21 protein-coding genes are annotated in these 25,290 nt (G+C 54.0%); 17 read left to right on the forward strand and 4 right to left on the reverse strand.

Annotation, left to right across the window (positions count from 1 at the left end; translation table 11 throughout):
* Positions 1 to 35: 35 nt before the first annotated feature.
* The 6 genes from PsAD13_RS07420 (at position 36) to PsAD13_RS07445 (ending at position 8,194) form a co-directional block, all read left to right on the forward strand.
* Positions 36 to 1,088 (forward strand): YeeE/YedE family protein, encoded by a 1,053-nt coding sequence (locus PsAD13_RS07420; protein WP_063317754.1) that lies wholly within the window; start codon positions 36 to 38, stop codon positions 1,086 to 1,088.
* A 240-nt stretch (positions 1,089 to 1,328) separates the two neighbouring features.
* Entirely contained in the window at positions 1,329 to 1,955 is a 627-nt protein-coding gene (pncA, locus tag PsAD13_RS07425) for a bifunctional nicotinamidase/pyrazinamidase (protein ID WP_063317755.1), read from the forward strand.
* The gene (gene pncB / locus PsAD13_RS07430; protein WP_063317756.1) at positions 1,952 to 3,244 is read left to right on the forward strand and encodes a nicotinate phosphoribosyltransferase; all 1,293 of its coding nucleotides are present in this window, start codon (positions 1,952 to 1,954) and stop codon (positions 3,242 to 3,244) included. Before pncA ends, pncB begins: the two co-directional genes overlap by 4 nt.
* Positions 3,245 to 3,359: 115 nt before the next feature.
* The gene (locus tag PsAD13_RS07435; RefSeq protein WP_063317757.1) at positions 3,360 to 4,985 is read left to right on the forward strand and encodes an FAD-binding oxidoreductase; all 1,626 of its coding nucleotides are present in this window, start codon (positions 3,360 to 3,362) and stop codon (positions 4,983 to 4,985) included.
* A gap of 24 nt (positions 4,986 to 5,009) precedes the next feature.
* A complete protein-coding gene (locus PsAD13_RS07440) occupies positions 5,010 to 6,659 on the forward strand; it encodes a glycerol-3-phosphate dehydrogenase/oxidase (protein WP_063317758.1) in 1,650 nt (549 codons plus the stop codon).
* Complete coding sequence (locus tag PsAD13_RS07445) at positions 6,656 to 8,194, forward strand: FGGY-family carbohydrate kinase (RefSeq protein WP_063317759.1); 1,539 nt, start codon at positions 6,656 to 6,658, stop codon at positions 8,192 to 8,194. The genes PsAD13_RS07440 and PsAD13_RS07445 overlap by 4 nt, the downstream gene beginning before the upstream one ends.
* Here the strand turns inward: PsAD13_RS07445 and PsAD13_RS07450 are convergent.
* On the reverse strand, positions 8,191 to 9,453 hold the full coding sequence (locus PsAD13_RS07450) for a malonyl-CoA decarboxylase (protein ID WP_063317760.1): 1,263 nt from the start codon (positions 9,451 to 9,453) through the stop codon (positions 8,191 to 8,193). The genes PsAD13_RS07445 and PsAD13_RS07450 overlap by 4 nt on opposite strands.
* A 184-nt stretch (positions 9,454 to 9,637) precedes the next feature.
* On the opposite strand from PsAD13_RS07450, the gene PsAD13_RS07455 reads away from it, so the two are divergent.
* Positions 9,638 to 10,318: a cupin domain-containing protein gene (locus PsAD13_RS07455; RefSeq protein ID WP_063317955.1), complete on the forward strand. Its 681-nt coding sequence runs from the start codon at positions 9,638 to 9,640 to the stop codon at positions 10,316 to 10,318.
* A gap of 9 nt (positions 10,319 to 10,327) precedes the next feature.
* On the opposite strand, the gene PsAD13_RS07460 is transcribed toward PsAD13_RS07455, so the two are convergent.
* A complete protein-coding gene (locus PsAD13_RS07460) occupies positions 10,328 to 11,761 on the reverse strand; it encodes a sterol desaturase family protein (protein ID WP_063317761.1) in 1,434 nt (477 codons plus the stop codon).
* Between the two features lie 524 nt (positions 11,762 to 12,285).
* Here PsAD13_RS07460 and PsAD13_RS07465 point away from each other — a divergent pair.
* The 3 genes from PsAD13_RS07465 to PsAD13_RS07475 all read left to right on the forward strand — a co-directional run bounded on the left by PsAD13_RS07465 (position 12,286) and on the right by PsAD13_RS07475 (position 14,410).
* Positions 12,286 to 12,456, forward strand: a complete 171-nt coding sequence (locus PsAD13_RS07465; protein WP_057463812.1) for a DUF1427 family protein — start codon at positions 12,286 to 12,288, stop codon at positions 12,454 to 12,456.
* Between the two features lie 266 nt (positions 12,457 to 12,722).
* Positions 12,723 to 13,301: an NAD(P)H-dependent oxidoreductase gene (locus PsAD13_RS07470; RefSeq protein ID WP_084404678.1), complete on the forward strand. Its 579-nt coding sequence runs from the start codon at positions 12,723 to 12,725 to the stop codon at positions 13,299 to 13,301.
* Between the two features lie 458 nt (positions 13,302 to 13,759).
* Positions 13,760 to 14,410 (forward strand): LysE family translocator, encoded by a 651-nt coding sequence (locus PsAD13_RS07475; protein ID WP_208980514.1) that lies wholly within the window; start codon positions 13,760 to 13,762, stop codon positions 14,408 to 14,410.
* Positions 14,411 to 14,418: 8 nt separating this feature from the next.
* On the opposite strand, the gene PsAD13_RS07480 is transcribed toward PsAD13_RS07475, so the two are convergent.
* Positions 14,419 to 15,261: an alpha/beta hydrolase gene (locus PsAD13_RS07480; RefSeq protein WP_063317763.1), complete on the reverse strand. Its 843-nt coding sequence runs from the start codon at positions 15,259 to 15,261 to the stop codon at positions 14,419 to 14,421.
* Between the two features lie 553 nt (positions 15,262 to 15,814).
* On the opposite strand from PsAD13_RS07480, the gene PsAD13_RS07485 reads away from it, so the two are divergent.
* On the forward strand, positions 15,815 to 17,734 hold the full coding sequence (locus PsAD13_RS07485) for a family 20 glycosylhydrolase (RefSeq protein WP_063317764.1): 1,920 nt from the start codon (positions 15,815 to 15,817) through the stop codon (positions 17,732 to 17,734).
* A gap of 47 nt (positions 17,735 to 17,781) precedes the next feature.
* On the opposite strand, the gene PsAD13_RS07490 is transcribed toward PsAD13_RS07485, so the two are convergent.
* Positions 17,782 to 18,549 (reverse strand): GntR family transcriptional regulator, encoded by a 768-nt coding sequence (locus tag PsAD13_RS07490; protein WP_057463808.1) that lies wholly within the window; start codon positions 18,547 to 18,549, stop codon positions 17,782 to 17,784.
* 387 nt (positions 18,550 to 18,936) lie between these two features.
* Between PsAD13_RS07490 and PsAD13_RS07495 the strand changes: the two genes are divergently transcribed.
* The 6 genes from PsAD13_RS07495 to PsAD13_RS07520 all read left to right on the forward strand — a co-directional run bounded on the left by PsAD13_RS07495 (position 18,937) and on the right by PsAD13_RS07520 (position 25,284).
* Complete coding sequence (locus PsAD13_RS07495) at positions 18,937 to 19,815, forward strand: sugar ABC transporter permease (protein ID WP_208986508.1); 879 nt, start codon at positions 18,937 to 18,939, stop codon at positions 19,813 to 19,815.
* Position 19,816: 1 nt separating this feature from the next.
* Positions 19,817 to 20,659 carry a carbohydrate ABC transporter permease gene (locus PsAD13_RS07500; RefSeq protein WP_063317766.1) on the forward strand — a complete coding sequence of 281 codons (843 nt, stop codon included), beginning with the start codon at positions 19,817 to 19,819 and terminating at the stop codon, positions 20,657 to 20,659.
* Positions 20,660 to 20,699: 40 nt separating this feature from the next.
* On the forward strand, positions 20,700 to 21,920 hold the full coding sequence (locus PsAD13_RS07505) for a sugar ABC transporter substrate-binding protein (protein ID WP_063317767.1): 1,221 nt from the start codon (positions 20,700 to 20,702) through the stop codon (positions 21,918 to 21,920).
* 62 nt (positions 21,921 to 21,982) lie between these two features.
* Positions 21,983 to 23,083 carry an ABC transporter ATP-binding protein gene (locus tag PsAD13_RS07510; protein WP_063317768.1) on the forward strand — a complete coding sequence of 367 codons (1,101 nt, stop codon included), beginning with the start codon at positions 21,983 to 21,985 and terminating at the stop codon, positions 23,081 to 23,083.
* 9 nt (positions 23,084 to 23,092) lie between these two features.
* The gene (locus tag PsAD13_RS07515; protein ID WP_063317769.1) at positions 23,093 to 24,277 is read left to right on the forward strand and encodes a Gfo/Idh/MocA family oxidoreductase; all 1,185 of its coding nucleotides are present in this window, start codon (positions 23,093 to 23,095) and stop codon (positions 24,275 to 24,277) included.
* Complete coding sequence (locus tag PsAD13_RS07520; RefSeq protein ID WP_063317770.1) at positions 24,274 to 25,284, forward strand: SIS domain-containing protein; 1,011 nt, start codon at positions 24,274 to 24,276, stop codon at positions 25,282 to 25,284. The genes PsAD13_RS07515 and PsAD13_RS07520 overlap by 4 nt, the downstream gene beginning before the upstream one ends.
* Positions 25,285 to 25,290 lie beyond the last annotated feature (6 nt).

The following is a 25,290-nucleotide window of genomic DNA, read 5'->3' on the forward strand; positions in this document are numbered from 1 at the left end:
TCAAGCTCCGGCGTTTTGGTCTTGGGAGGGGTCAAATGTCCGAGGAGATTTTTGCGGCACTCGCAGGCCTTGCGGGTGGTGTTTTGCTTGGCCTTGCTGCACGTCTGGGCCGTTTCTGCACACTTGGCGCGATTGAAGACGCCCTTTATGGCAAAGAATGGCTGCGCATGCGCATGTGGGCCTTCGCAATCGCCATCTCAATTGCATCGACATTTCTGATGGCAGATCTCGGCCTGATTGCTCTGGATAAAACCATCTATCTCACCCAAAGCTGGAACCCGCTCGCCGGTGTCGTCGGTGGTTTGATGTTTGGCTATGGCATGGCGATGGCAGGATCTTGCGGTTTCGGTGCTTTGGCGCGCTTAGGCGGGGGAGATATGCGGTACTTCGTACTCTCCCTGGTGATTGCCATTTCAGCGGCCATGGCGGTTGGGGGGCCAACAGCTTATCTGCGGGTTCTCCTGTTTCCAACTGAGGTCACGAATGTTGGCTCAACAGGCATCGCGCACGCTCTTGCTCAAAGGCTGGAACTCTCAGAACTGACCATCGCCCTGTTCATTGCCGGAGCTATTGGCCTGTTCGCTGTCAGCAACAAAGAGTTTCGCCAAAGCCCGAAGGCCATTATCGCCTCATTGGCCGTCGCTCTTGCGATCGTCCTCGGTTGGGTCGCAACCAGCTATCTCTTTGAAGAAAGCTTTGAGGAAGTTTCAGTAGCCAGCCATTCCTTCACAGTCCCGGTGGGCGATACCCTCATGTATCTCATGACCGCATCTGGTGGCGGCCTGTCTTTCGCTGTGGGTTCTGTCTTCGGGGTCCTCAGTGGGGCATTTCTTGGCTCACTCCTCAAAGGCCACTTCAGATGGGAAGCCTGCGATGATCCCCGCGAACTCAGGCGCCAGATTCTCGGAGGGTTCTTGATGGGCACAGGCGGCGTGATTGCTCTGGGTTGCACCATCGGACAGTGCATATCAGCCTTCTCGACACTCGCAGTCAGCGCACCCGTTGTTATGCTCTCTATCATCGCCGGAGCGGCCATCGGCCTGCGTCAACTCGTTGTTGGCTTTCAGTTCGCCTTCTGGAAGCAGTAACCGGACGCTGTGTTCGCAGTGACTTGTGCACAAAGATGGCCTTGGAGTAAGGCGCCCAAGACACACATTGCCTAAATTATAGATTTTACCTCTGGTTGCGGATTAATCCCGCATATTTTGCTTGAGTTTGGCGGAGATTATCGCAATATTTCGCGCTGGCCACTTCGGTGTATCTAAACGTCCTCGCATTTTGCTCTGCGAAACTCATACAGGACTACTCATCGCGAACAGGAAGCAACCATGACACGACCGACAAACGAAGCTCTGATTATGATTGATATTCAGAACGATTTCTGTTCGGGCGGAGCTCTGGCTGTGAAGCACGGTGAGCAGATCGTCCCTCTGGTCAATGAGCTGCAAAACGAGTTTGCCGTCAAAGTGTTGACGCAAGACTGGCACCCGCAGCACCATAAATCCTTTGCGGACAATCACGACGCCAAGCAGCATTATGATATGACCGATATGCCTTATGGCCCGCAGGTCCTGTGGCCAAACCATTGCGTGCAGGGCACAAACGGTGCCGCCTTTCACAAGGACCTGAATACCGACAGTGCCGACCTAGTCCTGCGCAAAGGCTTCCGTCCGCACATCGACAGTTACTCCGCTTTCTTTGAGAACGACCACACCACCCCAACCGGCCTGTCGGCTTACCTGCGTGAGCGCGGTGTCGATACACTGCACATGGTTGGTCTGGCCACGGATTTCTGCGTGCGTTTCTCAGCTGTGGATGCGGCAAAGCTGGGGTTCGACGTGATTGTACATCTGGATGCCTGCAGAGCGATTGACCTGAACGGATCCCTGAAAGAGGCTTTGAATGAGATGCAAAGCCACGGCGTCAAATTCTCTGGCGAGATGGTTGCACAATGATTGATATTGCCTCCCGCGTTTATAACCACAATTGGAAAATCGACCCGATTGTTCGTTCCCTGATCGACACCGACTTCTACAAGCTGCTCATGGCACAGTCGGTCTTTCTGAAAAAGCCGAACACGCAGGTCACCTTCAGCCTCATCAACAGAGCGCAGCACATTCCGCTGGCAAAGCTCATTGATGAAAAGGAACTCCGCGACCAGCTGGACCACATCCGCACGCTCTCCCTGTCTCGCGGGGAAAGCACATGGCTGCGCGGCAACATGTTCTACGGCAAGCGGTCCATGTTCCGCGCCGAGTTTCTGGAGTGGTTCGAAAACCTGCGCCTGCCGCCCTATCATCTGGAAGTCAAAGACGACCAGTACGAGCTCACCTTTGAAGGCGACTGGCCTGCCGTGATGCTCTGGGAAGTCCCGGCTCTCGCTGTGCTGATGGAACTGCGCTCCCGGGCCGTGCTCAAAAACATGGGCCGGTTCGAGCTACAGGTCCTGTATGCCCGCGCCATGACCAAACTCTGGGAAAAAGTCGAATGCCTGCGCAAGGTTGAAGACCTGTCACTGGCAGATTTTGGCACCCGCCGCCGCCACTCCTATCTGTGGCAGGACTGGTGCGTGCAGGCCATGATGGAAGGCCTCGGCAAGAAGTTTGTCGGCACATCCAACTGCCTGATCGCCATGCGCCGCGAAGTAGAAGCAATCGGCACCAACGCGCACGAACTGCCGATGGTCTATTCCGCTCTGGCAGAAAGTGACGAGGAACTTGCCGACGCCCCGTATCAGGTGCTGAATGACTGGCAGGAAGAGCACGATGGCAATCTGCGCATTATCTTGCCAGACACGTTCGGGACCGAAGGCTTCCTGAAACGCGCTCCGAACTGGCTGTCCTCCTGGACAGGCATCCGCATCGACAGCGGTGACCCAGTCAAAGGCGCAGAAGCAGCAATCAAATGGTGGAAAGCCTGCGGTGAAGATCCAACGCAAAAGCGCGTCATCTTCTCTGATGGGTTGGACGAAGACATGATTGCTCACCTCCAGCGCAAGTTCCACGGTCGCGTTCGTTGCAGTTTTGGTTGGGGAACCATGCTTACCAACGACTTCCGCGGGCTGGTGCCAGAAGATGCCTTGGCGCCGTTCTCATTGGTCTGCAAAGCCATTTCTGCAAACGGCAAACCAACGGTCAAGCTCTCCGACAATCCCAATAAGGCTATGGGATCACGAGAAGAAATTGAACGCTATAAGCGCGTTTTCGGGGTTGGCAAGCAGATGAGCCAGAAGATTGTCGTGTAACGCGGCGTATTTTAGCCATCACTCAAAATAATCCACTTGCATAGTTTCCCTATGCGTAAACTCTGTGTAGCATGCGTCACGCAGCACAGTTTATACGTGTGGGGGAGCGACGAAGATGAGAAGATGGAACGGTTGGGGCGATGATACGCACCAGACGGAGCTGGCAGATTTTGCTAAGGCCTTGATCGCAGAGCTTTTAGGCAAGACTCATCCGCTATCTGACGCCACCTTGCAAAGCGCCATTGAGCGTGTTCCTGCGTCTCGCGCACCAGACCATCCCTTACTGGATAAAACGCCCTCAACGCGCATCAGGCATGCATCTGGGCAGAGCTTCTCAGATTGGCTGCAAATGCGCAGTGGCAAGTTTGAAAACATCCCTGATGCAGTCGCTTTCCCGGAAACCTCCCAGCAAATCCGTGATCTGATGGACTGGGCAGCGCAGCAAGATGTCATCCTCGTCCCGTATGGCGGAGGCACGTCCGTTGTCGGCCATCTGGCATGTCCTGCCAGTGAGAAACCACAGATCACCATTGCACTCACGCGCATGAACCGCCTGCTGGATTTCGACAAGGAAAGTCAGATCGCGACTTTCGGAGCTGGCGTGCGCGGGCCGGATCTGGAAGCTCAACTGGCAGCCATCGGTTACACGCTCGGCCACTTCCCGCAAAGCTTTGAGCTTTCCACCGCAGGTGGCTGGGTCGTCACACGTTCCTCTGGCCAGCAATCTCTGCGGTATGGCCGCATTGAGCAGCTCTTTGCCGGTGGTACGCTGGAAACGCCAAAGGGCACATTGGAAATTCCAAGTCTCCCCGCATCATCTGCTGGCCCTGATCTGCGGGAAATGGTGCTCGGCTCAGAAGGCACACTTGGCATCCTGACTGAAGTAAAACTGCGCGTCACGCCATTGGCTGAGGCGGAGCAGTTCTATACGGTCTTCATGCCGGATTGGGAAAGCGGTGTTGCAGCAGTGCAGGCCATCACGCAAGGCCGCATTCCGCTTTCCATGATGCGCCTGAGCAATGCAACAGAAACCGATGTAAGCCTGAAGCTGGCCGTGCCGGAGAAAAAGCTCTCCAAGCTCAATATGCTCTTCAAACTCAAGGGCCTGACAGATCAAAAATGCATGCTCACCTTTGGGCTGACAGGATCAAAGAAGCAAGTCTCCGTAAACCAGAAACTTGCGAACACCTACCTGAAGCAACACGGCGCCAAGCGCGTTCTCTCCAAGATGCTGGGCGACAAATGGAAGGAAGGCCGTTTCAAAGGACCATATCTGCGCCACCCCTTGTGGGAGCATGGTGTGGGCGTCGATACCTTTGAGACGGCAATGGACTGGTCAGCCCTGCGCCCATACATCAACGTGGTCGAACAAAGCGTCACCAAAGCACTGAAGGAACAAGGCATTCCCGTGTTCGCCTTCACGCATCTGTCTCACGTCTATCCGCAAGGCTCCAGTGCATACACCACTTATCTGTTCCCAGTTGCCAGCACCTATGAAGAGACACTGGAACGCTGGAAAATCATCAAGAAAGTCGCATCTGAAACCGTGGTTGCCCACGGCGGAACCATCAGCCACCAGCATGGTGTCGGACGTGACCACGCCCCGTATCTGCCAGCGGAAAAAGGCGTGCTGGGCATGAGTGCTCTGAAAGCCCTCAGCAACAATTTCGACCCAGACCACCGCATGAACCCCGGTGTTCTGATCTCCGAGGAAACCGTAAGCAACACAGAACCCGCATAACACTCAGTATTAGAGGAGGGGGCAATGGCGAATACAGGACAACTTAGCAGGCACGAAAAGCTGTCACTCACAAAAGAGCGCAGCAAGCCGTGGGACATGGTTGTTGTTGGCGGTGGCATCACCGGAGCCGGTGTTGCATTGATGGCAGCAAGAACTGGGCTCGATGTTCTGCTGCTGGAAAAACAGGATTATGCATGGGGCACGTCCAGCCGCTCCTCCAAGATGGTGCATGGCGGCTTACGGTACCTGTCTCAGGGCGAGTTCCGGCTGGCACGGGAATCTGTACGGGAACGTGAAAGGCTGATGAAGGAAGCCCCCGGTCTCATCGAGCCCATGAGCTACCTTTTTCCGTTCCGCGAAAAGCAGTTCCCAACCCGTCGCGCCTTCTCTGTCCTTCTCAACATCTACGGATACTTCGCCAGAAAGCGTGACCACAAATATTTGGACCGTGACCAGACCATCGCTGCTTTGCCGGGGCTCAATGAACATGGTTTGCTGGGCTCAGCGCAATATACTGATGCCCTCACAGATGACAGCCGCCTTGTCCTGCGTGTCCTTGCTGATGCCAGATGCAGCGGTGCAACCACACTCAACTATGCTGCTGTGAAGATGATCCATCGTGAGGGGGAAGGACCAAAACTCCTTGAAGTGCAAGATCAGGAAACCAGCGAAGTCTTTGCCATCTCAACCAAAACAGTCATCAACGCGACCGGAGTTTGGGCGGATGACCTGCGTGAACAATTGGGCCAGGCCAAACGCATTCGCCCTTTACGTGGCAGTCATATAGTCGTCCCGTCCTGGCGTATGCCAGTGCATCAATGCCTGACCTATCTGCACCCGCAGGACAAGCGCGGCGTCTTCATCTACCCGTGGTTGGGCCGCACGGTAATCGGGACGACTGATCTGGATCACTCTGAGGATCTGGATCAGGAAGCCGCGATCAAATCGGAGGAGGTGGCGTATCTGCTTGATGGTGCCAACCACAACTTCCCCGGCACAAAGCTTACTGAGAAAGACGTCATTTCAACATGGTCTGGCGTCCGGCCAATCGTAGGCAATGAAGGCGTTGACCCTAAAGAACTGCATCCATCAAAAGCCAAACGCGACCATGTGGTGTGGGATGATGATGGCATCATCACGGTGACAGGTGGAAAGCTCACCACCTTCCGCGTGATGGCCGAGCAAGTGCTGGAAACCTGTGCGACCTATCTGGAAGGCAAGAGCACTGCGCGGGCGGGAGACTATGTGTTCGAACCTCCCATTGAAACGAAGGACAGTATTGGGTTACCAGAAGCCGAATTCAAGCGATTACAGGGCTACTATGGCGCTGATTTTCCAACACTTATCGCAGCAATATCTCCCAAGGGTCTTTCCTTCATCAGTGGCACAAACCGCATTTGGGCAGAGCTTGAGTGGGCTGTCATGCATGAAGAAGTCGTGCATTTGGACGATCTCCTTTTGCGCCGCACTCGAATTGGCTTAGTGTTGGAAGAAGGCGGGGCAGCATTGGCTGATGAGCTGGAAACACAACTGAGAGATAAACTGGGGTGGTCCATGGACAAATGGCAGGATGAGTGGTCGCGATATCAGAAGATTTGGCGAGACCACTACAGCTTGCCAACAACTCACGCGCCCCAAGAGCAGGAAATGATGCAAGAGGTGGCAGCAGGATGACGGAAACGCTTCTCGCCATCGACTGCGGCAGCCAGAGCATCCGCGCCTTGCTGTTTTCTCCAGACGGGACGCTCCTGTCCAAAGTACAAAAGCCGATTACGGATTATCGAAGTGATAATCCCGGTTGGTCAGAAATTGATCCGCTAATCCTGTGGGAGCTGCTGGGCCGCTGCTGCCGTGAACTGTGGGATAGAGGAGCTGACCCCGCTGCCGTCAAAGCCATGAGTGTCACCACACAGCGCGGCACGCAAATCTCAGTTGATGAGAGAGGCATCCCTCTGCGCCCTGCCATCACATGGATGGACGAGCGTATTGAAGACCAGCAGAAACCATTGCCACTGCTTTGGAAAACAATCTTTGGCGTGGCAGGCTTGTCCCGATCTATCAAGAGCGTACGTAGCGAATGTGAAGTGAACTGGATCGCAGTCAACCAGCCCGGAATTTGGAAGAAAACCTATAAGTTCCTGCAGGTTTCCGGCTACCTCAACTTCAAGCTGACAGATCTTTTTCGCGATTCAACTGGCGCACAGGTTGGCTACATTCCCTACGATTACAAAAAGCAGCAATGGGCGAGTGATAACCACTTTCTCTGGAAGCTCTTCGCCTTCAAGCGCAGCCACCTACCAGAGCTCATAGAACCCGGAAATCCAATCGGCTATGTGAGTGAAGAAGCTGCCCAGCACACTGGACTTCCGGAAGGCTTACCAGTCATCTCCGCAGCTGCTGACAAAGCATGCGAAGCTGTCGGCTGCGGCGCAGTGGATGCCAGCGTCGGCTGCCTCAGCTACGGCACACGGGCAACGGCAACCATTCATTCCAGAAAGTACTTCGAGGTGGAGCGCCCTCTACCTGCCTATGCCGGGGGTATGCCGCGTATGTTCACACCAGAAACCTCCGTCATTCTGGGGTACTGGATGGTCAACTGGTTCAAGGAAGAGTTCGGCCACCCGGAGCAGGAGAAAGCCAAAGAGATTGGCAGTCCGGTCGAAGTGTTCTTTGACGACCTGCTCAACAGCACACCTCCCGGGTCCCATGGCTTGACCCTATTGCCTAAATGGGGCCGTGACAACGGACGTTCCACGCCAGTGAAAGGCGCGATTATCGGCTTTGGGGATGTGCACACCAGAGGCCACATCTACCGCGCGATCATTGAGGGCATAACGCTGGAATTACATCGCGGTCTGAAGCGGATCGAGCGCAAAAGCGGTGAGAAGATCAACGTCCTGCGTGTCTCCGGCGGCGGCTCACAATCTGACGCCATCATGCAGATCACCGCAGACATCTTCGGCCTGCCCACCGAGCGCCCGCATACCTTTGAAACTGCTGGTCTGGGCGCTGCCATTGCCGCAAGCGTAGGTGCTGGGGTCCACCCTGACTTCACGCAGGCCATGAAGGCCATGACACGGCAAAACGAGGTGTTTCAGCCGGACCCGAAAACGGTTCAGCTCTACAAGAAGCTGTTCGAGGATGTCTACCTGCCCATGCCGCGCAGGCTTGCCCCGCTGAACAAAGCACTCCGAAAGATTGTCGGCTAGGCAACATCGCTCTTGGGCTGGGATGCTGTCTGCACCACACCAGCCTTAGCAAGCGCCTGCACCCGTTTGGAGGCCACGATTTCCTTCTTATTCGCAAACACTTCGTGGTTCTGCGAGATCTTCTGTAGATCATACAGGTAGTTCACCATCACCCCCGCCGATTGCTTCTTGCCGTTCTCAGAAGTATCCGCCCCCACATGCACGTCATGCACCAGCGCACCGTTGTAAAGATGGAACCGTGCCACCGGATCAAACGGCATATCGTTCTTCCGCTTGCCTTCAAGAAGGTAATAAGCAGCGAGTTCTTTAAGGGCTGCATCAGTCTCCGGCAGCTCAATCTCTTGCTCTTTGACCCACTTGCAGAAAGTAGGGAGCGGGGACAGCGTCACAAACGTCTTCAGCTGACTGAGCTCACGCGAAAGATCCTGCACCACCTGCTTGATCAGTGAGTTGCCAAAGGAAACACCAGCCAGCCCGCTCTGACAGTTAGAAATCGAGTAGAAGACCGCCGTATCCACTTCATCAACCGGCACAATATCCCGCTCTTCTGCAAGCACGCCTTGAATGGACGAGGGCACACCTTTGGTCAGCGCCACTTCCACAAAAATCAGCGGCTCATCTGGCAATGAGGGATGGAAGAAGGCAAAACACCGCCGGTCTTCCGGTTGCAAACGACGGCGCAAATCATCCCAACTATCAATGGCATGCACGGCCTCATAGGCGATAATCTTTTCCAGGATCTGCGCTGGGCTATCCCAGCTGATAGGTCGCAGCACCAGAAAACCACGGTTGAACCACGAGTTGAACAGGTGCTGGAAGTCCAGATCAGTGCGCGCCAGATTCGGTTGCTCCTTCATGAAACCCAGCAAGTCCTTGCGCATATGCACCAGCTGATGAGTGGCACCGGGAACCTGATTGAGCCGCCGTGCCAACTCCTGCCGTTTTGGCTCCGCGGCCTCTACTAGCTTTCGGTAATTGGCTTCCGTCCGCTCTGTTTTATAACTGGAAACAACGGTCTCCAGCTTATCTGGATCAATGTCCATTTCGCGGTTCAAATGCTCAAAAAACGCCCGCTTTCCCTCAGTATCTGTGGTGGCGTAGCCATCCAGAATCTCGTGGGCAATGGCAGCACCGGAAACGTCTCCCTGACTGCTCATCAAGGCATTGCAAAGTTCGGTAAGGGGGCGCTCATCCCGCTTGCCCATAAAAACATAACGACGATCAAAAAGGGTGGAAAGTAAATCTGCCAGCAGGCTCATGGTCAGGCGTCCCGTAGTTGCACAGCGCAGTGCATCAGAAAATCGCCGGAAGCCTAACAAGGGACTGCTGGGAACGGAATGCAACAAACAGCTTAACAATGAAGTGATCCCTAACAGCACGCTAACATCTGTAAATGAGCGACAAGTGTGCTTAACTTGAGAGCATCATGTGATGGAGGCTTCAGTGAAGATCAACGGTGATTTTTCAAAGCGAGTGGTTGAGTTCAGCGACGATATTCCTTGGGTCGCGTCCCCAATGAAAGGTGTTGAGCGCAGGCCACTTGATCGTTTGGGAGATGAAGTTGCACGAGCAACCACCGTTGTTCGCTTCGCACCCGGCAGCCACTTCTCTGAACACGTCCACACTGGCGGGGAAGAGTTCATTGTTCTGGCGGGAGTATTTCAGGATGAGCACGGGGATTTCCCGGCTGGCTCCTACATCCGCAACCCACCTGAATCCAAACACACACCAGCCTCTGAACCCGGCTGTACCATCCTCGTCAAACTCTGGCAGTTCGACCTTGCAGACCGCACCCATGTGCGCGTGGACACCAACAAACTTGGCCGCGTAAACGATGCTATGCGCGAAGGTGTTGCTGTCTCCCCTCTGTTTCAGGATGAGCGTGAAAATGTGCGTATGGAGCACTGGCAGGCAGGTGCAAACCACGCGGTTGAGGCTGACGGCGGAGCAGAAATCTTCGTGCTGGAGGGTTCAATCACCGAAGATGGAGAGGACCTTCCCGAACACGCTTGGCTCCGTGTACCCATCGGCTATGACCTCAACATCACAGCAGGAGAAGAGGGCGCCAAGCTCTGGATCAAGTCCGGACACCTTCCCTATGTCACTGCCCCACATGGGGAATAAGAGGACCGCCTAAAGCTGCTCCTGCAACCAGACCCGACTGCTTTCTTCCAGCGCGTTGCGAGCTGATATGATGTTCGCAACATGCTCCGGGAAAGAGGAAAGCTCATAGCGCAGCGTATATTCCAGCTGTCCTTGCTCCCCGTCAGGATGCCACGTCACCTGCTGCACCGCAGGTGTGCTGCCATCCAAAACCGCTGGCTTCTCCAGCCACGGCAGTGCAGAAAGCGTTGTTTCTTCAGAGAGTTCAATCTCAGGCGAAACCCCTTTTGCAACATCCATCCGCTGCGAGACCTGCGTCGAAATCGGCAAAGTCCAAAGCACGGTGAGAAACCAGAGCAGAGCTGGCACGCGTGCGACCTCAACAAAGCGCAGTTGATACTTGCCCTCCAGAAACTGCGAGATCATCACGAGACCAGCCAGAATAAGCACCACACCAAACGCCAGCTCCCGCGCGCTCAGTTGTGGGGACAGGAAGATAAACATGGTCACCAGCAGCACCAGCAACGCAAATGAAATGCCACAGTACAGCTTGGTCAGCGGTGAGATCACCGGATCAAATTTAGGGCGATTGGTGACACCTGTTTTCTGCAGTTTACTGGTGTTCCGCCGCCTGTCTTCTGGTCGCCACCCCGTTGGTTTGAACCACAGCCGGACCTTGTCCCACCAGCTGCGCGTATGAAGGCTGTCGCGAAACAGCATGGACCAGTGCTGCAAGTTGGCTTTCACCGGATTCCACGTTTTCAGCGGCGTTGTGGTGCCATAATGGCAAGGATGCTCTGCGACCTCCGGCTGCCAGCTGCCAAACATCCGATCCCAGATCACCAGCGTGCCGCCGAAGTTCTTGTCGATGTAAATCGGGTTCTTGGCATGGTGGACACGGTGGCTTGAGGGCGTGGAAAACACACCTTCCATAAGGGGGATACGATCAATCGCCTGGGTGTGCAGCCAGAACTGATAGGCCTTCAACAGCATAAATTGCACAAGGAACACCTCTGGCGGGCAGCCGAAGAAGGCGAGAGGCAGATAGAAGACCCACGAGAACGCATACTGAAACGCACTCTGCCGCAGCGCCGTGGTCAGGTTATACTCCTCACTTTGGTGATGCCCCACATGGGCGCCCCAAAGAAAATTGTAGGTGTGTGCAATGCGGTGGAACCAGTAATAGCAAAAGTCCACACCAAAGAAGAACAGGACCCATGTGGCCCAACTGGTTGAGCCAAAGTCAAACAGCCGATAAGATGACCACGCCCAGATAAACACCGAGAATGTAAAAGTTTTTAGCAGCGCATCTGAAACCAGCAGGCAAATGCCCATGGAAAGGCTGGCAATGTTATCGCTAAACCGGTGCAGGTCCCGCCCGCTCATGCGCAGGTAGGCGTATTCCATCAGCATAAAAAACAGAAACAGCGGAATAGCCAGCGCCGTCACATTATACTCTGCCATTTTATTCCCCCTCGCACTGCATTCCACAGAATGGTCGTGCAACAAAAAAGCGTCGAGCTGCAGGCCTGAGCGAATACCAGTAAAGGATCGCAAAGGCGCTTATGTTGACTTTAACGTAAAGGCAGAGGGATGGGCTGACAACACAATTCTGAGCTCATGAAAATGGCGGTAAGTACGAGTGCCGTAAGAAAACGCAGGAGTTTTGCGCAGAACTAACATAAATGATTGCTGATCAACACATTGATTTAACTTAACTAATGAAAATGACAGTGCGGCAACTGATCGCATTTTGAATATTTTTTCTGCAAATGATTTTTTTTGCGTTAAAAGTGCAATTACAGGGTAGGGTCCGTCTTGTCGGGCGACCCAAATATTTATTCAAGGACCTTAGCTGGCTGTCCTTCACGGTTTTCGGTCATACACCCAGGGGACTGCAGGGGTATGGGCGCGCAGTAGAAGCAAGGGCTGTAGTTCAACGAAAACAGAGTTTTCTGAACAATAAGAAAGAATTAACGGGAGACACCATGGCTGAACTGCTTATGTCAACACTTGCTGGCTTCATCATCGGAGCGATCTTCACCGCAATCAAACTACCTATTCCCGCTCCACCAGTTCTGTCTGGTTGCGTAGCGATCCTTGGCGTTTGGGGAGGTCATCAGATCATGCTGCAGATCACTGAGCGCTTCTTCTCCTAAAGTGCGTTCGGTTTGATTAACCCTACAGCGTATCTCTGAAAAGTGGAAACCGGTTTTCGGATAAAGATATGCAAAAACAAAGGCTAAAGCAGTGCAAGTGTTTCAGCTTAAATGCGAACTGCTTTAAGTGTTCGCTAGAATAAAGAAGTGTTTACGGTCAAATTTCAAAAAGCGGTGCTGAAGTTCAGTGCCGCTTTTTTTGTGCTTGCATAATAAAGAAACAAAAATGTATATAAAAACAAAAATATTGTCATATGGAGTTTCCCATGAATATCCTCCTCATCTCAGGAAGCACCAGAGAAGGCTCGTTGAATAAGAGCCTGCTGGATGCCGCTGAAGAAGAAGCGCATAACCTGAACCATCAGACGACCAGCCTGCCGCACCAGCTTGCCTCTTTTCCCCTCTATCATTCCGATCTTGAAGCAGATGCCACCGTTCAGAACCAGCTCTCGATGCTACGGCAACAGATTGAAGCTGCAGATGTAATCCTGATCTCCTCTCCCGAATACAACGGCTTCCACACCCCGCATCTACATAACATATTCACCTGGGCGTCCAGACGTGCAGCTGGCAAATCCCACTCCGTGCTTGAGGGAAAAGTGGTTGGTTTGTTGGCCGCCGCACCGGGTCCATTCGGGGGTGTAAGAATGCTTCCGCGTCTGGCGTCGTTTGCAGCTGACCACGGTTGTTGGGTGCATCCGCGATATGTCGCTGTCGGTAATATGGCATCAAAGACCAATGATGACGGTCAGCTAACCTGTTCGGAGACAAGACAAAAACTGCGCAATCTAATCAGCCAGACCTGCAAAATGGCCGAACCAGTAAAGATCACAGAACCTGCCTGAACAGACCTGCTGCATCTCAGAAAAGCCAAACCCGGTGTCTCAAACACCGGGTTTTTTATGTCTGATTGCTTAGCAGATGGGCAATCTGATCAAACAATGGGCAGTATTATCGATTTCTTGGGTCCTCCTTCAATGAGTCCCATCCGGAAATATACACATATTCATCAATGAGTTATCAGAAGATCAGTGCGTCATCGTTAGTTTGGCACGCCCCTTGCGAATGTGCCGACCAACAGAGTTTGCACAAACAGCGCGCGGAGAGGGGGCAGCTACAGAAACTCACAGTGCCACGTTTGGAGAGGCGGGCCTTAAGGCTTACGGCAAGTGAATTTCTAATCCGCGCGCGAGGGGAGATGAACCATCAGTCATCTCCCCTTAGCCTTCCGGGTTTTGGGTTGCGTTCGTATGTGCGTTGCTTTGCGTTATTTATGTGTTTCTAGCGTTGAATTGGAAAAACCATGGAGCTTCTTCGCTCTTTTGATGCCACACTCATTTTTGGGTTTATCGTCACCTTCATGGCGCTCAATTTCACACCCGGTCCCGCGGTCCTGAAAGTGGTTGGCGACAGCATCACAAACGGTATTGGTAAAACCCACGCCAGCATGGCCGGTGTGTTCGGAGCCAACCTCATGTATGCGCTCCTCGCCGCGGGAGGCATGAGCGCGCTGCTACTGTCTTTCCCAGTCCTGTTTGAGACGGTCAAATGGATTGGCGTAGCTTATCTATTGTATCTTGCATATGGCTCTTTCAAAGCCGCTTTCTCAGCCTCGCTGGGCGAAGCGAAAGAGCAGAAGCCGGCATCCACTTTGAAGCTGTTCCTCACCTCATTCGCAATGCAGGGCGCAAACCCGAAGTCCGTCCTGTCATTTGGCGCGATGCTGCCTGTGTTCGCAGGGGAAGGTGATGGCATGGCTCTGCGCATGATGGCACTGGCCGTCTTCAACATCGCGCTCGAATATCCGGCACTGCTGTTTTACGCCTATCTCGGAACTCGGGCCTCCAAATTCGCAGTCTCCGCCCGTTCTCGCGCAGCTATGGATGCCTTCGCCGGCACAGCATTGGCCGGAGCAGCCTACATGATCTCCAAAAGCACGCTGAAAACACAGTAGGCAGATTCTCACGCATTCAGGAAACCCAGTGCTTTCTCATTAAAGAGCGCTGGGTTTTCGAACATCAGGAAGTGGCTTCCACCATCGGCTTCGCGGATCACCTCAAGCGAACCATTTGGCATTGAGGAAGCGATGAACTGCTGTGAAGCCAGCGGATGCCAACTGGCCTCGCCTGTAAATACCAGAGTGCGCTGGTGAATGTTAGGCAAAAAGGCCCGCCAGTCTTGCATCATGAGGTTTTCGATAAGAGCAGCAGCATGCACGCGGGGCAATTTCAGGTTCTCGGCTGCCAATGCGCGCAAGGCAGCATCACCAACCTTGCTGGTGAACATCCCGCTAATAATCTCAAGATGATCCTCAACATTGCGGGTCCTGCGAATAGCCTCCACCATCTCATCAAGTGACTCCAAAGTGGGGTGGATAGAACCCGCCTCGTTGATCTCTTGTTGTGTCCATGAGGGCCGTGCCATGAGGGCCGCTGGCTCGTCGATAAAAATCAGACGGCGCGCAGGGCGTTCAGTCCCGAACATATCCAGATATGCCCAGAGCATGGCGACGGAAAGCGAATGGCCAACCGCGTCGAAATCTCGAAGGTCCAACGCCTCAACCACGTCAAACAGATCCTTGGCAAACCGATGGATTCGATAACCATCCGTGGGCTTTTGTGATGCGCCGTGCCCCCGGTTCTCAAGGGCGTATACCGTATGGTCCTGGCAAAAGTCGGCGAACTGTCCTTCATATACAGATGCCGTCTGGCTCCAGCCACTCAGCAAAAAGACAGGCCGTCCTTGCCCGCCTGTCAGATAGGAGAGTTCCACTCCATCTCGGGTCCGTACACTCTTGCGTTCCATCCTCTTTGGCCTTTCGCAGACAACTCAACATTCTCCTGCAAGTATAGAACCCAACACGTTACCCAGCCGCAAATGAGGTCTTAATCGCGATGTGAGGAAGGCCACCTTGAATAACTGGTCCTAAATTTGGCAGGCAGATTGTCTATCAGCCGGAAAGCTCTAACAAACACCATGCCTTGCTCCGGAGTTGATGCAACAAGGCAGGCGACTGCGTTGGAAAACAGAATTGCAGTCAAAGACTTATGCAACCTGAAAAGTTTGTGTTTGATTTGTCACCATGAGTGTTTGTGTAAGTTTCAGCTGTTCAAAATAAAGTAACTACCCGCGCATTTCGAGAGTAATACCAATTCAAAATTATGGATTTATTTGTCTGCCATGGTATTGACATGCCCAGCCAAGTAGAAGCTATGCTACTGCGTGTTCTTCAGGAAATGAAACCTGATTTTCTGACAAGAGCATTCGCAAATTCAAGCAGTTAGAGCATGCGCTCAGGCAACCCGTTGCCTTTGGTGTGCTCACTGCAACATCCTGAAATTGGTGAGGAGTCGTGGGCATGGAAGCTGCTGCCTGTGCTGATACTACAATCAGAATGGAAACATGGAGAACGGAGGATCGGCAGATCAACTGCATCCTCTCTGCCAAGTGTGATGCACCCATCTCCAACTACACCCTGTGCTTCAGCATGCTTGCGCCCTGTGAGGTGGTTGAAGGCGCCACTGTCAAGAAAATGACGGCGGGCTACATAGAGCTTGGCTTTGACAGAGATGTACTGGGAACAGGGCAGGCCCTGGCGTTCACGCTCAAATACAAGCGAAGCATGAACCCCTCCAACCGCAGCTGGCTGCCAAAAGGCGCTTACCTGCGCATGGAGGATGGCAGCATTGCGCCAGTCCAGCTCGCCCCGCGCGGCATTGATCTGGCCTTCACCACCAAACTGCCTGAGCAACAGGCCGATCCCGCATCCAGTGAACTGATGCTTGTCCCAGCCCCGCAAAGCTGGCAGCCCTCCGGTGACACGCTGGACGTAAGCGCAGGTTACAAGCTGGACCGTTCTTGGGATGCCGAAGGCGAGGCCGACAGCACGGACGCTGTGGAGGCCCTTGCAGAGCGCAACAACATTGGTCCGTTCCTATCTGAGGATGGTATTGCGCTTCGCTTTGCCAAAACCGAAGAACTCGCCGAAGACGCCTACGAACTGGCAATCACCTCAGAGGGCATCACGCTCTCTGCGTCAGCGGCAGCCGGTGCTTTTTACGGTTCCATCACACTGCTCAACCTCAAGCTGATCTACGGTGGAACCATCCCTTGCGGCCAGATTTCCGATGCACCACGGTTTGAATGGCGCGGCCAGCATCTGGACTGCGCACGCCACTATTACGAGCCGGAAACCCTGCTGCGGCTGGTGGATATGATGGCGCTGTTCAAGCTTAACCGCTTCCACTGGCACTTCTGCGATGATGAGGCTTTCCGTCTTGAGGTGGAGAGCTATCCAGAGCTCTGGAAGAAGTCTGGCATGCGCGGCGAAGGACGTGTCGTTCCCGGCATCTATGGGGCTGCGGATGGCCCGCAAGGTGGTACTTACTCCATTGCCTTCGCCAAGCGACTGGTGGACCACGCCAAAGCATTGAACATCGAAGTCCTGCCAGAAATCGAAGTTCCCGCTCACTCCTGGGCTGTGCTTCAAATCCACCCGGAACTACGCGATGCAGCGGATGAAAGCGGTGAAATCTCCGTCCACGGCTACCTGAACAACACCATCAATCCCGCCTTGCCAGAAGCGTGGACCTATATGGAAGCGCTGGCCAAGGAAATCTCTGGCATCTTCCCGTTTGCTCACTTGCACCTTGGCTGTGATGAGCGCCCGCCAGCAGCATGGACCAGGTCTCCTGCCATCGAACAGTTGAAGGCAGAGCAGGGCCTCAAAACAGCGGATGACGTGCAGGGCTGGATGATGGACAAGCTGGCGTCCTACGTCCGTTCGCTGGGCGTACGCCCCGCAGCGTGGGAAGAAGCTGCCAAAGGTGCCAATGGAGGCATCAACAACGACGCCATCTTGTTCTCGTGGACACAGCAAGGACCGGGTCTGGAAGCAGCGCGCAAAGGCTATTCGGTGGTGATGACCCCAGCTGCGCACGCCTATTGGGATATTGCACCTTCCAGCAACTTCAACGAGATCGGCCTCAACTGGGCAGGCATCACCAGCCTTGCAGACAGTGTGAACTGGGATCCGGTGCCGGAAAATGAACCAGAGCTGGAAGGCAAGATCATCGGCGCCCAGGGTTGCCTGTGGTCAGAGGTCGTCCTGCGAGACGCCAACATGGAAACCATGATGGCTCCGCGCATTCTGGGTATTTCTGAAATCGGCTGGGCGACCCGCGCCAACAAACCGGATGCAGATGAGATCACACAAAAGGCTGCGTGCTACAGCAAGCTGTTCTCTGCCATCGGGTGGCGTCAGGATGTAAGGGACTAAACAATAAAAGCCCCGCTCCAAATTTTGGCAGCGGGGCTTTCGATATCTCAGACGTTGCGCAATTCTGCAACAAAATCATAGATATCACCGCGATAAACGCCTGTGGTCAACTCGATCGCCCGGCCACTCGCCAGATAAGCCGTTCGGTCAATGTAAAGCGCCGCATCCCCTTCACAAACTTCCAGCAAGTCAGCTTGCTCTTCTGTCAGTTTGCAGGCGGAGATGCGCTGGATAGCACGGGAAGGGCGCATACCGTTCAAAGACAATTTCTCATAGAGAGACGTCTCAATCCGCGACGGATCAGGCACGAATTCGGTTGAGAGCGAACTGGTCTCAATGGCTAACGGAATACCATCCGCACGGCGCAGACGGGTAATCCGCGAAACCTGACCGTCAGACGCAAGCCCAAGCGCAACAATCTCCTCAGGTGAGGGAAGGTAGATCCCACAGGACAGCGTCTCGGAGGAAGACGTTTTTCCGCGCCGCTGCATGTCCTCGGTAAAGCTGGTGAGCGCAGATAATGACTGCTCCATGCGCTTCATCTGAGGGGCGACATAAGAGCCTGAGCCTCGGCGCTGAATCACCAGACCATCCACCACCAGCTGCGAAATGGCTTTGCGAATCGTCACACGGGACAAGCCGGTCAATGTAGCCAGCTCACGCTCGGCAGGCAGAGTGGTCGCTGCTGCTAACCGCCCATCTTTAATGGCAGATTCAAGGTGTCGGTAAAGCTGTAAGTAGCGTGGACCGCCACTCCTCTGCTGCCAGGATGTCGTTGAGAACAGATCGGTATGGGTATCTTCTTGTGCGCTCATTCTGCTCATCTTTATGTGAATCCGTATTATCTATAATACCTTTTTGATACCAATGCAAAACAATACCGATGGGATACCAATGAAAGAAATAAAGCTTATCCCCTCGCGATTTTCTTGAAAAATCGAAGTTTTTTCGCCTGAAACAGAAATATTTCACAGGAGGTACTGAAATGGTAGACAAATGGATTTGTTTTGGTATTATTTTGGTGCTCGCAAAAAACACGCGGTTCGTCTCCCTGGCGATAACAAGACGCAAGCGGCGAGTGACAAGCGATCACCTTTGGGAATTGGGGAGAGCGCATGACACATGCGTCAGGGGACCTGCTGCCTTATCAGGGCGAGCGCGGCGGTTCGGCACAAAAGAAACAAGGGATACTGCAAGGGCTCATGCGCTCACAGGCAACCTTTGCATGGCTACTGATTGCTCCGGCAGCATTGTATCTCGTATTAGTCGTGGCCTGGCCGCTGGTAGAGACAGTCCGTTTGTCTTTCACCAACGCCAACATTGGCGGCGAAGCCTACATCGGCACTGCCAACTATGAGAAGCTGCTCAGCTCTCGCAAATTCGGTCAGACAGTGTCCAGAACGTTCTATTGGATGTTTCTGTCTGTCTCATTCAAAATCATTTTCGGCCTGATCGGTGCAACGCTGCTCAACGCGGCAATTCCGGGGCGGGCTCTGTTCCGCATGCTGGTCATGCCGCCGTGGATTGTGCCTGTCGCGATTGGTTGTTTCGGCTGGTTGTGGCTCTACAACGGCCACTTCGGCATCATCTCGGGAGCCTTGCAATACGTAGGCATTCTGGATGGCCCGTTTGAGTTCCTCGCCTACAAACAAAGCGCGTTTTACTCCGCTGTTGTGACCGATGTCTGGGTCGGCCTGCCTATGGTGACCATCTTCATGCTGGCAGCCATGCAGGGCGTGCCGCGCGATCTTTATGAAGCAGCCTATGTGGACGGGGCGTCCCGTTGGTACCGCTTCCGCCGCATCACCATTCCGCAAATTCTACCGGTGATCATCACCATGTCGATCCTGTCGATCATCTGGACCTTCAACTCCTTTGAGATCATCTGGATCTTGACGGAAGGCGGCCCGCGCAACGCAACCACAACGCTGATCATCGACACCTACAAGATGGCCATTGCAAACTTCAAGTTCGGGCAGGGGGCAGCCCGTGCTGTGATTGTGGTGACACTGCTTAGCGTGTTCTCGCTGGTCTATCTGTTCGCACTTCACCAGATCAAAAAACGTTTCGAGGCAGCCTAAAATGATGGATCGTTACTCGCTGCCACATAAAGTATTTCTCTACTTCTGCGTGGTGCTATTCCTCGGCTTCATTCTGCTGCCGTTTTTTGAGATGTTCATGACCTCGCTGCGGCCACTGGAACACCTGTTCCGCTCGCCCTACCAGTTCTGGTCAGACGACTTCTCGTTCAAAGCCTACTCCCAGATGTGGGAGACAGTGCCAATGCTGCCGCGCTACATCGCAAACAGCATGCTGATCTCCATCTCGGTGACAGCTCTGGCTTTGGCGTTCGTCATTCCCGCCGCTTATGCCTATGCCCGGTTTGATTTCAAAGGCAAATCACTCAGTCTCGGCATCTTTCTGGCGGTTAACATGTTCTCCGGTGCTGTCCTGCTTATTCCGCTGTACAAGCTCCTGAGAAACTACGGCCTGCTGAACACATACTTCGCCATGATTGTTCCCGGTGCAGCGTTTCTGGTGCCAATGGGAATCTGGCTCCTGAAATCCTATCTGGAGAAAATCCCGCGCGAACTGGAAGAAGCAGCTTTCATGGATGGCGCCAGCCGTATGTACACTCTGCGCCGCGTTGTTCTGCCTTTGGCGGTTCCCGGTCTCATCGTGGTGGGTGTGGCTGTGTTCCTGTCAGCCTACGCACAGCAGTTCCTGTTCGCGATCACGTTCAACAGCGTCAAGGAGTTCATGCCTCTGCCAGCGGGCATCCTCGAGTTCATTGGCTATCAGTCAGTCAAATGGAACCAGATGATGGCAGCAAGCATTGTTGGAATACTGCCCGTACTCGTAATTTTCCTATTTTTACAGCGCTACTTGGTGGCCGGCCTCACAGCCGGTGCGATCAAGGAGTGATTTTTAAAAGTGTCAATGGTTACTACTGGGAGGAGAAACCATGAGAACCAAACTACTATTTGCAGCGGCTGCAGGGGCAGGCGCAATGATGGCAGCAACATCTGCACAATCAGCTGAGCTACATTTCATCCGTTGTGGGGACAACGGGTTGGATGAAGATCGCAAGGTTATTGCCGCATTTGAAGCCGCCCATCCCGGCAACACCGTCAACATGGAAAGCCTTCCATGGGGCACCTGTCAGGATAAGTCTTTGAAACTTGCATCCGCAGGCAGCCCGCCATCTGTGTCCTACATGGGCTCACGTACGTTAAAACAGTTGGCAGACAACGACCTCGTTGTTGATGTGACGATCTCTGAAGATCAGCAGAAAGCCTATCAGCCGGGCGTTTTGAACACCGTGAGCTATCGCGACAAGTTCTGGGGCTTCCCGCGTGCATTTTCCACTAAGGGTCTGTTCCTCAACTGTGACATCTTCGAGGAAGCCGGTCTTGCGTGTGAAGCACCAAAGACCTGGGACGAGATGTATGCGGCTGCGAAGACCATCAAGGACAAAACCGGTAAAGCAGGTGTCGGTCTGACGGGCAAAGACTTCGACAACACCATGCACCAGTTCCTCAACTACCTGTATTCCAATGGCGGTCAGGTCATCGATCCATCCACCAACGAAATCACTCTGGATTCCAAGAACACTCTGGAAACTCTGAAGTTCTACGGCAAGCTGGTGGAAGTTGCTCAGGAAGGTCCAACCGCATTTGAGCGCACGCAGGTCCGTGATCTGTTCAACGACAATAAAGTCGGCATGTACATCGACGGCCCTTGGGCTCGCGGTCAGCATAAAGAAGGCATCACCACCAAGGCTGCTCCAATTCCAGCAGGTCCAAGTGGTGTCAGTGGTACGCTTCTCATCACTGACTCCCTCGCTGTCTTCAAAGGCTCTGGCCATGAAGAACTGGCGATGGAATTTGCACGCATGATGACCACAGGCGAATCTCAGTACACACTGGACAAACCAGACGGTTGGGGCCTCACACCAATCCTGAAATACGAAGAGCTTGGCTATGAGAAGCCATACTACATGGATGACCCATACTGGGCAGTCTTCGTAGACTCCATCCCAACTGGTGGTCCAGAGCCCCTCTTTGTTGATTACAAAGCGATGCAGACAACCATCAACTCCATGATTCAGGGCATCATCCTGAAAGACGATACCGCTGAAAACCTGGTGGCAATCGCCGCTGAAGAACTCGAAGAGTTCAAGTAAGCAAAACCCGGAGAGGCTGGCGACAGCCTCTCCCCGTTCCTTAGTGCGAGAAGACGAATATTATGGCCACGCTCCAGCTACAAAACATCGAAAAATCATTTGGACCAACAACCGTGTTGAAAGACGTCAACCTTTCCATTGAGGACAAGGAATTCGTCGTCTTCGTTGGCCCTTCTGGCTGCGGAAAAACAACGCTCCTGCGGATCGTGGCAGGTTTGGAAATAGCCTCCGAAGGCTCCATCATCATTGATGGCAAAGACGTTTCCGATGACCACCCTATTGACCGTGGCATCTCCATGGTGTTCCAAAGCTACGCGCTCTATCCTCACCTCTCAGTTTTCGAAAACATCGCCTTTCCGCTGCGCGTCGCAAAACGCCCGGAAGAGGAGATCAAGGACCGCGTCAACAAGGCTGCTGCAATCCTGCAACTTGAAGAGCGCCTGAACCACAAGCCGGGACAGCTCTCCGGTGGTCAGCGCCAGCGTGTTGCCATTGGTCGCTCCATTGTTCGCAATCCAAAAGTGTTCCTGTTTGACGAGCCGCTCTCAAACCTTGATGCAGCGCTGCGCGGGGACATGCGTGTGGAACTCTCCAAGCTCCATAAAAGCCTCGACACCACAATGATTTACGTCACCCACGATCAGGTGGAAGCCATGACCATGGCCGACCGTATCGTGGTGCTCAACGGCGGTGTGGTGGAGCAGTGCGGCACCCCGATGGACCTGTACCTGCGCCCGCGCAACAAGTTCGTGGCTGGTTTCATCGGCCATCCTAAAATGAACTTCCTGCCTGCCATCGTCAGCCGCGTTGAAGACCGCATGCTGCACGTGAAACTCGCCAATGGCGGTGTCATGAGCATGCCAGTGTCGTCTGAGGGCGTGAAGGCCGGTGACAACGTGGATATCGGCATCCGCCCTGAGCATATGCAGCTTGATGAGAATGGACCAGTTTCCATGCATGTAGAAGTGCTGGAGCGGCTGGGAGCCCATTCCATCGCCTACGGTAAAGTTGAAGGGGACGGCGCGTTTTGTACATCCTTGCCTGGCATGGCTGAGATTCCGGAAGGCACAACCATAAAACTCAGTATCAAGCCGGAGGATGCCTACGTCTTTGACGAAAGAGGAGTTGCACTGCAACGCCTTGGTGCTCTGGAACTGGCATAGGAGAAACACATGCGTATCATCGTTGTTGGTTTGGGTTTGCGAGCTGTCAGTGTTCTGGAAAGACTGCAGGCTCACATGAGCGAAGCGGAAGTGGTGGCCTATGTAGACCCCAAACCGCACCAGATTGAACGCCTCAAAAACCACGAGGCCATCAAGCCTTATGGCACGCTGGAAGAGATGCTGGCTGGTGAAAAGGCGGATCTGTTGTTCGTCAGCTCTCCAAATCATATGCATCTGGAGCACATCCGCCTCGGGCTGGAAGCTGGCATCCGCATGTTTGCAGAAAAGCCAGTGGTGATCTCCATGAGCGAGACCATGGAACTGGCAGAGCTGCTTTCCAAACACGGTGCAGATCAGGTGCTCATCGGTCTGGTTCTCCGCTACGCCCAGCATGCAAGAGATCTGCGGGATGCGCAGGCAGCTGGTCAGATCGGCGATGTGGTTTCCATTGAGGCCAACGAGCATATCGCGCCATATCATGGGGCTTTCTTCATGCGTGACTGGCGCCGCCATGAGAAGTACTCCGGCGGCTTCATGCTGGAAAAATGCTGCCACGATCTTGATATCTACAACATGGTGACTGGCTCGCGCCCATCCCGCGTTGCTAGCTTTGGCGGTAGAAAATCCTTTGTCCCAAGCAATGCACCAGCAAAAGAAACAGATACGCAAGTGTATCATGTTAAAGAGTCCATCTGGGAAGCCGCGGAAGACCCGTTCCTCTCTGATGGCGATATCGTCGATCACCAGACCGCGATCCTCGAATACGAGAGCGGGGCCACCATGGCCTTCCACACCAACATCAACGTACCGGACGAACACCGCCGGTTCTGTGTGATTGGTACCAAGGGCATGGCAGAAGGTGACTTCGTGCGCGGTTATCTAAAAGTGACCGATGCCCACACCCGCGGCACATTGGTGGATGAAGATTACAACAAGTCCATCGACCGCCCCGGCGCACACTACGGCGCTGATGACATGATGTGTCAGGACCTCTGCGCCTATCTGCGCGGTGAAATGGACAGCCTGCCAGTTTCCGTCGTGGATGCGCTGGAAGCAGGCGTTGCCGCACTGGCACTCGATCAGGCGCGCACAACCGGTCAGGTCGTGGACCTGACGTCCTATTGGCAGAAATTCGACAGTTTCAACCTGCGGGAAACCGCAGCAACAACAAAAAAGATGGAATCAATACAGTGACCAAACTCCCCGGCGCGTACATGCGCGCTGAGATAGATCAGGCAATTCCGGCATTCGCAGAAGGGGTCCGTCAGGACCTCACTGAGAGTGTCAAAGCAGCAGCGCTGGACAAGCTCGACACGTTCTACACCATTGCGCGTGGAAGCTCAGACGCCGCCGCCAACTTGATCTCCTATGAACTGATGGCCGAACTGCAAAAGCCGGTAACAACACTGCCGCCCTCTGTGTTCAGTCTGGGGAATGGATTGCAGTTGGGCAATGCTGGCGCCCTTATTTTCTCCCAATCCGGAGGAAGCAAGGATCTGGTCAGTGCTGCAATCGGGTTCAAAAACGGCGGCGGTAAAACGCTCGCCATCACCAACACACCGGGTTCTCCGTTAGCAACTGAGACGGACGCCTGTGTCGATATCAAAGCAGGCCTGGAGCAAGCCGTTCCGGCCACCAAAACAGTCATCTGCACCATTGCCGCCGGAATGGCTCTGCTGGCCGCGCTCAAACCAGACTACGCCAAAGCCTGTGAAGCAGCGGCAAAAGCCATGCTGGCCAGTGCTGAGGCGAAACTTGAGCAGGCTGACGAGATCATTGAAGCCGTGAAGTCCACGCCGCATGTGTATGTGATCGGACGCGGTTGCGGCTTTGGCGCAGCGCAGGAAGTTGCGCTGAAACTGAAGGAAACAACAGCCATTCATGCAGAAGCGTATTCCGCTGCTGAGGTGCTGCACGGTCCGCTGCAACTGGCCACAAAACCGCTCTGTGTCCTCATCCTGGATACGGGGGAAGAGGTCAGCAACCAGAGCCTGAGCCTGGCGGAAGAGCGGTTCCGCTCTGTCGGCGCAAATGTTTTCCGCCTGACACCAGAAACCGTTGGTGCGCAGGGCCTTACTCCCGCAGCAAGCTCCGCCATGCTGCTGCGTGCATTGTACCCAGTGATTTTGGAAACTGCTCTCCAGTTGGGTCTGGATCCAGACCAACCGGAAACACTTTCTAAGGTAACTGTAACTATTTGATTTTAT

It is taken from the genome of Pseudovibrio sp. Ad13, assembly GCF_001623225.1.
In the GTDB taxonomy this organism is placed as follows: domain Bacteria; phylum Pseudomonadota; class Alphaproteobacteria; order Rhizobiales; family Stappiaceae; genus Pseudovibrio.